Below are 13157 nucleotides of genomic sequence, written 5' to 3'. Positions count from 1 at the left end.
GCGTTTGTGCTGAGATCGCGAGCAACAAAGAATAATTCCCGCGGGAGCGAACCAGCATGCTCGACAACAACCAGATCGCCGCCGCCGCAAAAGTCCTGAGCGAGCACTGGCGCGCGGGAACGAAACTCGGCGCGCTCGATAGCGCCATACGGCCGCGCGATCGCGCCGAGGGCTACGCGGTGCAGGCCGAGCTGGAAAAGACCTCACGCGAAAAACTGTTCGGCTGGAAGATCGCAGCGACCAGCGCGGCCGGCCAGAAGCACATCAATGTGGCGGGCCCGCTCGCCGGACGCATCCTCGCCGAAACCGTGATCCGGGATGGCGGCACCGCGTCGATGACGGGCAACGAGATGCGGGTCGGCGAGCCGGAATACGCCTTCCGCATGGCGCGCGATCTCGCACCACGCGCGACACCCTACGGCGTGCAGGAAGTTCTGGATGCAGTCGGCACGCTGCATCCGGCAATCGAGATTCCGGATTCGCGGTTCGCCGATTTCGTCTCCGCCGGCGAGGCGCAGCTGATCGCCGACAATGCCTGCGCGCATCTGTTCGTGCTCGGACCTGCAACACCGGCCGACTGGCGCGCGATCGACCTGGTCGAAGAGCGCCCGACCATCACGCTGCGCGGCGAGCGTTACATCGGCCACGGCAAGAACGTGCTCGGCGATCCCCGCGTCGCGCTCACCTGGTGCACCAACGAACTGCGCACGCTCGGGCTGACCTTGCGGGCAGGCGAGGTCGTCACCACAGGCACCTGCCATCCGCCGCTCCCGATCACGGCAGGCGACGTGTTCGCAGCCGATTTCGGCGCGATCGGCAAGGTGTCGGTGAAGTTCGGGTAGGCTGCACCTTTGCGGCACTCTGCGGTGTCGTCCCTGCGAAAGCAGGGGACCCATACGCCGCGGCCATCGCAAAGGGCACGCGGCTCGTTATTGCTGAAACAACCAAAACCCTGTGGTTATGGGTCCCTGCTTTCGCAGGGACGACAGCTAGGGATGCGGCTTCGTCCGCGTACCAAAAATCGCCGAACCTACCCGCACATGGGTCGCACCCATCGCGATCGCCACCGCGAAATCCGCGCTCATGCCCATCGAGAGATTCTTCAAGCCGTTGCGCGCGGCGATCTTGGCGCAGAGCGCGAAATGCGGCGCCGGCGCCTGGTCGACCGGCGGGATGCACATCAGCCCTGAAATCTGCAGGCCATATTGCTCGCGGCACGCCGCGATGAAGGTATCCGCGTCCTGCGGCGCGACGCCGGCCTTCTGCGGCTCCTCGCCGGTATTGATCTGCACGAACAGGTCCGGCTGCTTGCCCTGATTTTTGATTTCCTTGGCTAACGCTTCGCAAATGCTGGCGCGGTCGACCGAATGGATCGCATCGAACAGCGCGACCGCCTCCTTGGCCTTGTTCGATTGCAGCGGCCCGATCAGATGAAGTTTTAGTCCGGGATGAGCCTGAATCAACTCCGGCCATTTGCCCTTGGCTTCCTGCACGCGATTTTCGCCAAATACGCGCTGCCCGGCGCCGATAATCGGCAAAATTGCGTCGGCTGCGAATGTCTTCGACACCGCGATCAAGGTCACCGCGGCGCGGTCGCGCCGCGCTTCCTTGCAGGCGCGAGCGATCTCCTGCTCAACGGCGGCGAGACCGTGTGGTGAATCAGCCGATAACGGCGCGGTCGGGCTTTGGGTCATGCTTGTGCCGTTCTCTGACAGATGCCGGGGTGGCTCGAATTTTACCAAATTCGGGAAAGGCTTTTTGAATCCCTGCATTCTACCTTGGCGCACGGGCAAGGGACTAGAATGTCGGGCGTCACTTTCAACCGCAACCGGATCAAACTCAAGAAGGTTCTGGGCATTCGCGCCCGGCTGGCCTTGCTTGCGCTGATGCTGGTCGCGCCCCTGATGCTCGATCGGATCCGCACGCTGGAGAATTTCCGCACCTCGCAGATTGCGCAGGCCGCGGCCGGCTATGCCAACCTCACCGCGCACGCCGCCGAAACACAGCGCGAAGTGGTGTCCTCGGTCGAGACCATGCTGAAATCCGCCGCCTATATCCGCGCCTCCGGCGGCATCGCGCAGAGCTGCGAGCTGCTGCGCGCCAGCCTGCCGACCGTGCTGCCCTGGATCCGCAGCATCATGTTCGTCTCCCGGGACGGGCTGGTGCAGTGCTCGACACTCAACGTCCAGGTCGGCCTCAATGTCGGCGACCGCGAATATTTCAAGAAGGCGCAGGACAATCGCGGCTTCGTGTTCAGCGATTATTTGCGCGGCCGGACCAATGGCCGTCCGATGATGATGGCGGCCTATCCGGTGGCCGCGATCAATCCGGAGCAGGATGCCGTCGTCGTCGCCGGCATCAACATCGACTGGCTGTCGCAGATCATGGCCAATCTCGGCGGGCAGCCCGGCATGTCGGCGGTCCTCGTCGATTCGACCGGCGTCGTGATCGCAGCGCCTGCGGATCATGCCAGCCTGATCGGCCGCTCGCTCGACACCATCCCGTTGATGGCGGCGATTGCCGAGAAGGCGCTGAGCTACGACGAACCGTCAGGCTCGGTGTCGTTCACCGCATCCGACGGCGCCCAGCGCACGCTGAGCTTTGCGCGCATCGCCGGCACGCAGTCACGGCTGATCGTCAGCATGGACGAGGCCAAGGTGACGGCTGCGATCAACCGCGAGATCCGCACCGCCTATCTGCAGCTCGGCTTCGTCTGCCTGTTCGTGCTGCTGGGTGCGCTGGTCGGCGCGGAGCGTCTTGTCATCCATCCGATCGAGCTGATGACCAGCATGGCGCGGCGGTTCGGCGAGGGCGACTGGTCGGCGCGCGTCGCCAAGCACAAGCTGCCGGCGGAATTCGTGCCCTTGGCGCGCGCCTTCAACGCGATGGCGGCGCAGCTCAGCCAGCGCGAGCGCGAGCTGGTCGCCTCCAACGACCGCCTCACCGTGATGGCCTCGATCGACGCGCTGTCCGGCCTCGCCAACCGTCGCGGTTTCCAGAACCGGCTCGATTTCGAGTGGATGCGGGCGCAGCAATATGAATGCGAGCTGTCGCTGATGATGATCGATGTCGATCACTTCAAGCTCTACAACGACACCTACGGCCATCCCGAAGGCGACGCCTGCCTGACCCGGATCGGCGAAACGCTGGCCGGGATCGCCGCCGATACGATGGGCTTTGCCGGCCGTTATGGCGGCGAGGAATTCTGCCTGCTGCTGCCGAACACCGACGCCGCGCATGCGCTCGCGATTGGCGAGACCGTGCGCACCGCGGTGCTCGGTCTCGCGGTGCCGCATGCGCCCTCGAGCTATTGCGTCGTCACCGTCAGCGTCGGCGTCGCGACGACCAAGCCAAACGAAACCCAGCGCCCCGGCGATCTCATCGAAGCTGCCGACGCCGCCCTCTACGCCGCCAAGCGCCGCGGCCGCAACGCCGTGATCGAGCACGGCTTCCTGCAGACGCTGGATGAAGCCGGGATGGCGCTGGCGAGCTAGCCGCATCGCCCCGTGCAGGCGGAGCAGGCGTTCATCCCTCGCGCAACCGAGAAAAATGACCACCGGCGTCCCATCGACACGCAGCGGAACCGTACCCACTTTGTAGTCCGGATGCCGCCCGTGGCCCGTTTCGGATCCCGGTGCGCCACGGCTATTGGGTCAATGGTGTTGCCCGATAGCCCCTCGTTTCCGAAATTGCCTGGCGCCCTTCTACTTACCATCGTGCGGCCATGCTTTGGTCAAAACTGCGTTGGGTGCTTGGCGGGAACATCGACGTCATGACAATGCAATTCGCCTCGTTTGGTGACACTGGATCAGGGGACAGGTCGCCACAGCATTCTTGAGACGCCCTCGGCAAAGGCTTGCGATGGAAAGGGCAACGTTCGACAAAGCCAGGGTTCTCGCTTTTGGCGACGCGCGGAGCATTGCGACCTACGCGCTCGAAATCCTGATCATTGCCGCGATTTATGGCGGCCTTGCCGAGGCCGCGCGGCTGCTCCCCGCGATCAATCCAACCGCGACACCGCTATGGCCACCGTCCGGGCTTGCGCTCGCCCTGGTCCTGCTGCGCGGCTACCGGGTCTGGCCGGCAATCCTGCTGGGGGCCGTTTCTCCCTACTTTATGGACTTTATGGCCGACCGGTCGCTCCTGGAGCTTGGCGCCGCCGGGATCGGCAGCCTGCTTGCTGCCTGTGCCGGGACATGGCTGATCGACCGTTGGTCGAACGGTCGCCAGACCTTTGCCACGCCTTCCGGTGTCGTGAAGTTTGCCATCATTTGCTTCGCGCCGACCACGTTCATCAGTTCAACTATCGCCTCGACCGGCTTCGCGCTCGTCAACGAATCGAGCTTTTCCGATTCCGTCATTGCCGGGGTGACCTGGTGGCTTGCGGACGCTGCCGCGGCCTTGGTGATTGCTCCACTCATCGTGCTCTGGGCGACGATGCCCTTACGCATTCCTTCCAAATGGAGGCTGCTGGAATCGATCGCTGTTCCCGCTCTCGCTGCGATCATCGGGATCGCTGCTTACAGCCCGCTCATCGGTAGCGACCTCATCAGCACCGTCCTCGACGTATCGTTGCCGCACCGGAGCCTTCTGGGCTTTCTGGTCGTACTCCCCTTGATCTGGGCCGGCCTGCGCGGCGATCGGTGCACGGTGTCGACGGCCGCGTTCATTTTTGTCGGAATGGCGGTGTGGGGATTCTCGGTGGGGAATGATCCATTTCCGAGAGCGGATCCGAATGGCGCATTGCTATCCTTGCTCGTGCTTTCGATCAGCGTATCGGCGCCTCCGCTTGCCCTGGCAGCGGCAATTGCGACGCGCCAGACCATGGAGGCCTATCTGCTTTCGGTTCGGGACCAACTGAACGGTCAACTTGAACGGAAAGCCCTGGCACTCGACAGCATCAGGCGGCACTTCCAAACCCTTATCGAAGGCGTCGTCGACTACGCGATCTTTGCGCTTGATCGCGAGGGGCACGTCACGAGCTGGAACAGCACCGCTCAAAAAATCATCGGCTACAGCTCGGAAGAAATCATCGGCAAGCATTTTGGAATATTTTATCGGCCGGATGAACGCCGCGCGGGTTCGCCGGCACACGCGCTGGAGACCGCAATCGAAAGAGGCAAATACGACGTCGAGGGTTGGCGCATCCGGAAAAATGGCACGCCATTCTTCACCACGGGCTCCGTCTCGTCGAGCCATGACGACGCAGGAAATCTGATCGGCTTCATCAGTATTCTGCGCGACGCAACCGAGCGACGCGACGCGGAGGAGAAGCTGGTTCAGGCACGCGAACAGCTCGCGATGTCGCAGAAAATGGAGGCGATCGGCAAGCTGACCGGCGGGATCGCCCACGACTTCAACAATCTATTGATGATCATCGGCGGCAGTGCCCAGATCTTCACGCGCCTGCTTGATCCGAAACTGCCGAAAGCCATCGAAGCTATCCAGACCGCGGCCAAACGCGGCGAGAGCCTCACGCGCCAATTGTTGACCTTCTCTCGTCATCAGCATCTCAGCCCAACGGTCGTTGATCTGAATGCGTCGATCAAGAACATGCGGACCATGATCGAGAGCTCATTGCGCGGAAACATCGTGTACAACGAGAACGTCGGCGAGGGCACAGCGTTGGTCAAGGTGGACCTCGCCGAGCTGGAGCTTGCGATCGTCAACATCGCCGTCAATGCGCGCGATGCCATGCCGAACGGCGGCACCTTCACCTTGTCCGTTCATGCGGTGACCGCCAACCAGGAAACCGGCGACGATCGCCGCGCAAAGGCCTTCTTTGCGATAACACTTAGCGATACCGGTACCGGCATTCCGCCACATCTTCTGTCCAAGATGTTCGATCCGTTTTTCACGACCAAGGAGGTCGGCAAGGGGACCGGGCTCGGTCTGTCCCAGGTCTATGGTTTCGCCCATCAGGCGGGTGGAACGGTGACGGCAGACAGCAAGGTTGGTCAGGGAACAACGATCACAATCTACCTGCCGTCCAGTGCAGACGAACAAACCGCCGGCAAGGAGCTCGCCGCAGCCAGAGCAAGGCCGAAGCAGCCGCAGCGGCAGACCGTCCTCGTTGTCGACGACAGCCCCGAAGTGGCTGACGTGACATCCTCGCTGTTCGAGCATCTGGGCTATGAAACGATCTATCGGGATTCGGCCGAAGCGGCGCTGAAACTGCTCGATGCCGGCACAAGGATCGATCTCGTCTTCAGCGATATCGTCATGCCCGGAACCATCGATGGCGTCGGGCTCGCGAGAGAAGTCCGGGCGCGCTACCCGGGTTTGCCGATCGCGCTGACAACCGGCTACAGCGATGCCGCGAATGCGGCGCCGCCAAGCCTGAAAATACTCCGCAAGCCGTTTGATACCGAGGCACTCAGAGATTTCATCCAGGATCTCGCGCCCCCAAGATCAGCGCGATCATCCGTCGTACCTTTGGCGTCAAACACGACCGACGCAGCGCGCAGACATTGACTGGTCGCGCCCCACATAGCGCTGTCATCGCCCGGCTCGATGTTTACACCGGAGACATGGCTGACACCTGTTCCGACGCATCACTGACAGGTCCGCCATTGGTCAAGCCGGGTGACGACACCCAGCAGGTTCCTGACGGGGTGCCCAACCCAGCCAACCCCCAACCCACTCCGACGGCGAGCCATGAGTATTTGCCAGCCCCAAGCCGTTGACCCCATGGGCGTTATTGTGGCCTAGTCCGCCGTCCCCGGAGGGGACCCGAAAATCACCCAAAGCCACCCAGAATCCCTGCGATTTCATGACCGCCGAACGCTACAACGCCCGTGAATCCGAGCCCCGCTGGCAAGCCATCTGGGACGAAAAGGCGATCTTCGCCTCCAGGAACGAGGATCCGCGCCCAAAATACTACGTGCTCGAGATGTTCCCCTATCCGTCGGGGCGCATCCATATCGGCCATGTCCGCAACTACACGCTCGGCGACGTGCTGGCGCGATTCATGCGCGCCAAGGGCTTCAACGTGCTGCATCCGATGGGCTGGGACGCGTTCGGCCTGCCGGCGGAGAATGCCGCGATCGAGCGCAAGGTGGCGCCGAAGGCCTGGACCTACGACAACATCTCCGCGATGAAGAAGCAGCTCAAGTCGATCGGGCTGTCGCTCGACTGGAGCAGAGAGTTCGCGACCTGCGACCCGAGCTACTACAAGCATCAGCAGAAGATGTTCCTGGACATGCTGGCTGCCGGCCTCGCGGAGCGCGAGAAGCGCAAGCTGAATTGGGATCCGGTCGACATGACCGTGCTCGCAAACGAGCAGGTGATCGACGGCCGCGGCTGGCGCTCGGGCGCCGTTGTTGAACAACGGGAAATGAGCCAGTGGGTCTTCAAGATCACCAAGTACTCGCAGGAGCTCCTGGACGCGCTGGATGGTCTCGACCGCTGGCCCGACAAAGTGCGGCTGATGCAGCGTAACTGGATCGGCCGCTCCGAGGGCCTCTTGATCCGCTTCGCGCTGGATCCGGCGACCACGCCGGCGGGCGAGAGCGAGCTGAAGATCTTCACCACGCGGCCGGACACGCTGTTCGGCGCCAAGTTCATGGCGATCTCGGCGGATCATCCGCTGGCGCAGGCGGCTGCCGCGAAGAATCCCAAGCTGGCGGAGTTCATCGCCGACATCAAGAAGATCGGCACGGCGCAGTCGATCATCGACACCGCCGAGAAGCAGGGCTTTGACACCGGCATCAAGGCGGTGCATCCGTTCGATCCGAGCTGGAAGCTGCCGGTCTATGTCGCGAACTTCGTGCTGATGGAATACGGCACCGGCGCGATCTTCGGCTGCCCGGCGCACGACCAGCGGGACCTCGACTTCGTCAACAAGTACAATCTCGGCAACACGCCGGTGGTCTGTCCCGAGGGCCAGGACCCGAAGACGTTCGTCATCACCGACGTCGCCTATGACGGCGACGGCCGGATGATCAATTCGCGCTTCCTCGACGGCATGACGATCGAAGCGGCCAAGGAAGAGGTCGCGAAACGGCTCGAGGGCGAGCTGCGCGGCAATATGCCGGTCGGCGAGCGGCAGGTGAATTTCCGGCTGCGCGACTGGGGCATTTCGCGCCAGCGCTATTGGGGCTGCCCGATCCCGGTGATCCACTGCCCGACCTGCGATGTGGTGCCGGTGCCCGGCGACCAGCTGCCGGTGACGCTGCCGGAGGATGTGTCTTTCGACAGACCCGGCAACGCGCTCGACCATCATCCGACCTGGAAGCACGTCAATTGTCCGAAGTGCGGGGCTAAGGCGGTGCGCGAAACCGACACGATGGACACCTTCGTGGACTCGTCCTGGTATTTCGCGCGCTTCACCGATCCCTGGAACAAGGATGCGCCGACCACGCCCGCGGTCGCCAACCGGATGATGCCGGTCGACCAGTATATCGGCGGCGTCGAGCATGCGATCCTGCATCTGCTCTACAGCCGCTTCTTCACCCGCGCGATGAAGGCGACCGGCCATATCGACATGAGCGAGCCGTTTGCCGGCATGTTCACCCAGGGCATGGTGGTGCACGAGACCTACCAGAAGGCCGATGGCAGCTGGGTCACGCCGGCCGAGGTCAAGGTCGAGGTTGATGGTAACGCGCGCCGCGCGGTGCTGCTGGCGACCGGCGAGGACATCGAGATCGGCCCGATCGAGAAAATGTCGAAGTCGAAGAAGAACACCGTCGACCCTGACGACATCATCGCAAGCTACGGCGCCGACGTCGCGCGGTGGTTCATGCTGTCGGACTCCCCGCCCGACCGCGACGTGATCTGGAGCGACGAGCGCGTGCAGGGCGCGGCGCGCTTCGTGCAGCGGCTGTGGCGGCTGGTCAACGAATCGGCCGAGATCGCCAAGCTGGCGCCGACGGCCCGGCCGGGCACGTTCGGGCCCGAGGCGCTGGCGCTGCGCAAGGCCGCCCATGGCGCGCTCGACAAGGTGTCGTCCGGGATCGAGCGGCTGCATTTCAACGTCTGTCTCGCTCACATCCGCGAGTTCGCCAATGCACTGGCCGAGGTGCTGGCCAAGGCAACTGCGACCGGCGACAAGCCGCCGCCGGGCGTCGCTCCGGATGTTTCTTGGGCGGTGAAAGAGGCCGCGACCATCCTGGTGCAGCTGTTCTCGCCGATGATGCCGCATCTGGCCGAGGAGTGCTGGGTGGTTCTGGGACAGCAAGGGCTGGTTTCCGAGGCCGATTGGCCGCAAATCGAACGCGATTTGCTGGTCGAAGACAGCGTGACCCTGGTCGTCCAGGTCAACGGTAAAAAACGAGGTGATGTTACCGTGCCACGGACGGCGCAAAATGCGGATATAGAGGCTGCCGTTTTGGCGCTCGATGCGGTAAAAGCCGCCTTGGGCGGCAAACCCGTCCGCAAGGTGATCGTGGTGCCCATGAGGATCGTCAATGTTGTCGGCTAGGATTGGGATCGCCGCCCGGCTTCTAGCCGTGGCCGCCTTGGCCGCGCTGACGGCCGGATGCTTCCAGCCGATGTACGCCGAGCGCACCCTCGACGGTCAGTCGTCCAAGTTGCGTGAAAAGCTGCTGGGCGTCGAGGTTCCGCCGGTCGACAAGCCGAACGCCTCCCGTGAGGCCCGGGTCGGCGTCGAGGTCCGCAACGCCCTCGCCTTCAAGCTCTACGGCAATGCCACCGGCGCGCCGCCGACGCATCGGCTGGTGTTGCGCTTCACCACCAGCCGCTCCTCGCTGATGATCGACCCGACAACCGCGCTGCCGAGCAGCGAGAACTATGGCGTCGACGCCCAGTTCAACCTGATCGACATCGCCTCCAACCAGTCGGTCATGACCGGCACCACCTTCTCGCGGGTGTCCTATGACATGCCGGGCTCCTACCAGCGCTATGCCCGCGCCCGCGCCTTACGCGATGCCGAGGACCGCGCCGCGCAGGAGATCGCCGACAACATCCAGACCCGGCTCGCCTCGTTCTTCTCCAGCGGGACCTGAGGCACCGACGTCATTCCAGGGCGCGCCAGCGGCGCGAACCCGGAAATCTCGATCCATCATCTCCAGATTCCGGGTTCGCCTCTGACGAGGCGACCCGGAACGACAGCAAGGCTAGATGGTCGCACTTCGCGGAAAAGAGATCGACAGCTTCCTCGCCCGGCCCGATGCCGGCCGTCCGATCATCCTGCTTTACGGCCCGGATCTGGGCCTGGTGCGCGAGCGCGCCGACGCGCTGATGACCTCGGCCGTCGACGATCCCAATGATCCGTTTTCGCTGGTGCGGCTCGATGGCGACGAGCTCGCCGCCGAACCGTCGCGGCTGGTCGACGAAGCGATGACGGTGCCGCTGTTCGGCGGCCGCCGCGCCATCCGCGTCCGCGCCGGCTCACGCAATTTTTCGAGCGGCGTCGAGACGCTGACCGAGACCACAGCCCTGAAGGACTGCCGGATCGTGATCGAGGCCGGCGAGCTCCGGCCGGAATCGCCGCTGCGCAAGATCTGCGAGCGCGCCAAGAATGCGGTTGCGATCGGCTGCTATCCCGACACCGAACGCGACCTGACCAAGCTGATCGAGGACGAGCTGCGAGCGTCCAATTTGCGGCTCGCGAGCGATGCCCGCGCAGTGCTGATGTCGCTGCTCGGCGGCGACCGCATGGCCTCGCGCAACGAGCTGCGCAAGCTCGCGCTGTTCGCGCACGGCAGGGGCGAGATCACGCTCGACGACGTCATGACCGTGGTCTCCGACGCCTCCGAGCTGAAGCTCGATCCGATCGTCGACGGCGCCTTCGCCGGCAATGCCGCGCTGGTCGAGAGCGAGTTCACCAAGGCGATGGTCGCCGGCACCTATCCCGGCGTGATCATCTCGGCCGCGCAGCGCCAGGCGGCATGGCTGCACAAATCGGCGCTGGCGATCGCGGACGGCACGCCGGCGTCAGCCGTGCTCGAAGGCGGTTTCCCGCGGCTGCATTTCTCGCGCAAGCCCGCGGTCGAGGTCGCGCTGCGCAATTTCACGCCGCCGCGGCTGATGAACATCATCGACCAGCTCGCGACCGCAGCGCTCGACATGCGCAAGCAGACGTCGCTCGCCGCCGTGATCGCCCAGCGTGCGCTGCTGTCGATCGCGGTGAATGCGAAGCGCCGGGGCTGATTTTTAATGGGTCATTCCGGGGCGTGCGAAGCACGAACCTTAGATGCGCAATTGCACATCGGGGAATCCAAAAGTGATTGATCGAGATTCCGGGTTCGCGCTCACGCGCGCCCCGGAATGACGAAACCGCTAACCGCCCTCGAGCCGCCGCACCACCTCGTCGAGCTGCTCGAGGTTGCGGTAGTTGATCTGGACGGTGCCGCCGGGATCGCGATGGCTGACGGTGACGGCGAGGCCTAGCGCATCGCTGACGCGCTTCTCCAGCGCCAGCGTGTCGGCGTCCTTGTCGACCTTGGGCGCGCTGCCGGCGCGCGCCTTCTGCGGCTTGCGCTCCGGCACGCCCTCCTCATGCGCCAGCGCCTCGGCCTGACGGACGTTGAGTCCCTCGGCGACGATGCGCTTCGCGGCAGTCAGCGGATCCGGCACGCCGATCAGTGCGCGCGCGTGGCCGGCGGAGAGATCGCCCTTCGAGATCAGCGCCTGCACTTCGGCCGGCAGCTTGGTCAGCCGCATCATGTTGGCGACATGGCTGCGGCTCTTGCCGACGATCTTGGCGATGTCTTCCTGGCTGCGCTTGAACTCGTCGGCGAGCGAATGATAGCCCTGCGCTTCTTCCATCGCGTTGAGGTCTTCGCGCTGCACGTTCTCGATGATCATGATCTCGAGCGCGTCGGAATCGGAGACCTCGACCGGCACGATCGGCACTTCGTGCAGGCCGGCGAGCTGCGAGGCGCGCCAGCGGCGCTCGCCGGCGATGATCTCAAAGCGGTCCTGCGCGCCCTTGATCGCGCGCACCACGATCGGCTGGATCACGCCGCGCGCCTTGATCGAATCGGCGAGCTCGCTGAGCTCGGCGTCGGCGAAGGTCCGCCGCGGATTACGCGGGTTGGGCTTGAGGAATTCGATCGGCACCTTGCGCTGGTTGCGCGGCCGCTCGACATGCGCAGCCGCTTCGCCGCCGACATCTCCGATCAGGCTTGCCAGCCCGCGCCCCAGTCGCGAACGCGCTTCATCGGCCATTGTTGCGAGCTCCCTTGGATTCACGCGCAGTACTCCAGACTTGAATTTCAGAATCGGTGGATGGGTAGAGCGCAGCGAAACCCATCACTCTCGTTGCGTGCCGCGATGGGTATCGCTTCGCTCCACCCATCCTACGCATTGTCGTCAATGCGCGCGCAGCTCGCGCTCGCGCTGGATCACTTCGGTGGCTAGCTTGAGATACGCATCGCTGCCGGCGCATTTGAGATCGTAGACCAGCACCGGCTTGCCGTAGGACGGGGCTTCAGAGATGCGCACGTTGCGCGGGATCATGGTGTCGTACACCTTGTTGCCCATGAACTGGCGCACGTCGGCAACCACCTGGTTGGAGAGGTTGTTGCGCGAGTCGAACATGGTCAGCACGATGCCATGGATCGACAGCGTCGGATTGAGCGTGGAGCGCACCTGCTCCACCGTCTGCAGCAATTGCGACAGACCTTCGAGCGCGAAGAACTCGCACTGCAGCGGCACCAGGATCGCGTCCGACGCGGCCATCGCATTCACGGTGAGCAAATTGAGCGAGGGCGGGCAGTCGATCAGCACATAGGTGTAGTCGGCTTCCGGCGAGACATTGTTGTTCAGTCCGGCGATCGCATCGCGCAGCCGGAAGGCGCGGCCCGGCGTGGTGCCTAGCTCGAGCTCGAGGCCGGAGAGATCCATGGTGGAGGCGGCGATATGCAGCCGCGGCACCGCGGTCGCGACCACGGCATCGCGCAGCGGCGCTTCGCCGATCAGCACGTCGTAGGTCGAGCAGTTGCGGCTGCCGCGATCGATGCCGAGGCCGGTCGAGGCGTTGCCTTGCGGATCGAGATCGACGATCAGGACACGCTCGCCGATCGCAGCGAGTGCAGTGCCGAGATTGATCGCTGTGGTTGTCTTGCCGACTCCGCCCTTCTGGTTGGCGAGCGACAGGATGCGCGGCTGGCCGGGCGGCTGCGACGTCCTATCTTCTTGATAAACCTCGTCCATCACGGTCATACCAAAATACCATTTACTCTCGCGGAGTC

The 13157-nt window shown here is 64.0% G+C and carries 9 protein-coding genes; 6 read left to right on the top strand and 3 right to left on the bottom strand.

Going from position 1 to position 13157, the window contains the following annotated elements; translation table 11 throughout:
- The first annotated feature begins 56 nt into the window (after window positions 1-56).
- On the top strand, window positions 57-842 hold the full coding sequence (locus tag ACVIW0_RS39640; protein WP_461357166.1) for a 2-keto-4-pentenoate hydratase: 786 nt from the start codon (window positions 57-59) through the stop codon (window positions 840-842).
- 147 nt (window positions 843-989) lie between these two features.
- Here the strand turns inward: ACVIW0_RS39640 and ACVIW0_RS39635 are convergent, their stop codons facing one another.
- Window positions 990-1694: a YggS family pyridoxal phosphate-dependent enzyme gene (locus tag ACVIW0_RS39635; RefSeq protein ID WP_461357165.1), complete on the bottom strand. Its 705-nt coding sequence runs from the start codon at window positions 1692-1694 to the stop codon at window positions 990-992.
- Window positions 1695-1802: 108 nt separating this feature from the next.
- Here ACVIW0_RS39635 and ACVIW0_RS39630 point away from each other — a divergent pair, with 108 nt between their 5' ends.
- From ACVIW0_RS39630 to holA, 5 genes are all read left to right on the top strand, one after another.
- On the top strand, window positions 1803-3494 hold the full coding sequence (locus ACVIW0_RS39630) for a sensor domain-containing diguanylate cyclase (protein ID WP_461357164.1): 1692 nt from the start codon (window positions 1803-1805) through the stop codon (window positions 3492-3494).
- A 367-nt stretch (window positions 3495-3861) separates the two neighbouring features.
- Window positions 3862-6474: an MASE1 domain-containing protein gene (locus ACVIW0_RS39625; protein ID WP_461357163.1), complete on the top strand. Its 2613-nt coding sequence runs from the start codon at window positions 3862-3864 to the stop codon at window positions 6472-6474.
- 298 nt (window positions 6475-6772) lie between these two features.
- Complete coding sequence (leuS, locus tag ACVIW0_RS39620) at window positions 6773-9421, top strand: leucine--tRNA ligase (protein WP_461357162.1); 2649 nt, start codon at window positions 6773-6775, stop codon at window positions 9419-9421.
- Window positions 9408-9965, top strand: coding sequence for an LPS assembly lipoprotein LptE (gene lptE / locus ACVIW0_RS39615; RefSeq protein WP_461357161.1), 558 nt, complete (start codon window positions 9408-9410; stop codon window positions 9963-9965). The genes leuS and lptE overlap by 14 nt, the downstream gene beginning before the upstream one ends.
- Before the next feature lie 115 nt (window positions 9966-10080).
- On the top strand, window positions 10081-11112 hold the full coding sequence (gene holA, locus ACVIW0_RS39610; protein ID WP_461357160.1) for a DNA polymerase III subunit delta: 1032 nt from the start codon (window positions 10081-10083) through the stop codon (window positions 11110-11112).
- A 129-nt stretch (window positions 11113-11241) separates the two neighbouring features.
- On the opposite strand, the gene ACVIW0_RS39605 is transcribed toward holA, so the two are convergent.
- On the bottom strand, window positions 11242-12132 hold the full coding sequence (locus ACVIW0_RS39605; protein WP_461357159.1) for a ParB/RepB/Spo0J family partition protein: 891 nt from the start codon (window positions 12130-12132) through the stop codon (window positions 11242-11244).
- Between the two features lie 144 nt (window positions 12133-12276).
- Entirely contained in the window at window positions 12277-13128 is an 852-nt protein-coding gene (locus tag ACVIW0_RS39600) for a ParA family protein (RefSeq protein ID WP_461357158.1), read from the bottom strand.
- Window positions 13129-13157 lie beyond the last annotated feature (29 nt).

This window comes from Bradyrhizobium sp. USDA 4454, from assembly GCF_054822705.1.
This window is presented reverse-complemented; position numbering and strand designations above follow the sequence as displayed.

Coding starts and splice junctions, on each gene's coding strand:
- ACVIW0_RS39630 (WP_461357164.1), top strand. CDS start 1,803: ATGTCGGGCGTCACTTTCAACCGCAACCGGATCAAACTCAAGAAGGTT.
- ACVIW0_RS39625 (WP_461357163.1), top strand. CDS start 3,862: ATGGAAAGGGCAACGTTCGACAAAGCCAGGGTTCTCGCTTTTGGCGAC.
- ACVIW0_RS39640 (WP_461357166.1), top strand. CDS start 57: ATGCTCGACAACAACCAGATCGCCGCCGCCGCAAAAGTCCTGAGCGAG.
- leuS (WP_461357162.1), top strand. CDS start 6,773: ATGACCGCCGAACGCTACAACGCCCGTGAATCCGAGCCCCGCTGGCAA.
- ACVIW0_RS39605 (WP_461357159.1), bottom strand. CDS start 12,132: ATGGCCGATGAAGCGCGTTCGCGACTGGGGCGCGGGCTGGCAAGCCTG.
- ACVIW0_RS39635 (WP_461357165.1), bottom strand. CDS start 1,694: ATGACCCAAAGCCCGACCGCGCCGTTATCGGCTGATTCACCACACGGT.
- lptE (WP_461357161.1), top strand. CDS start 9,408: ATGTTGTCGGCTAGGATTGGGATCGCCGCCCGGCTTCTAGCCGTGGCC.
- ACVIW0_RS39600 (WP_461357158.1), bottom strand. CDS start 13,128: ATGACCGTGATGGACGAGGTTTATCAAGAAGATAGGACGTCGCAGCCG.
- holA (WP_461357160.1), top strand. CDS start 10,081: ATGGTCGCACTTCGCGGAAAAGAGATCGACAGCTTCCTCGCCCGGCCC.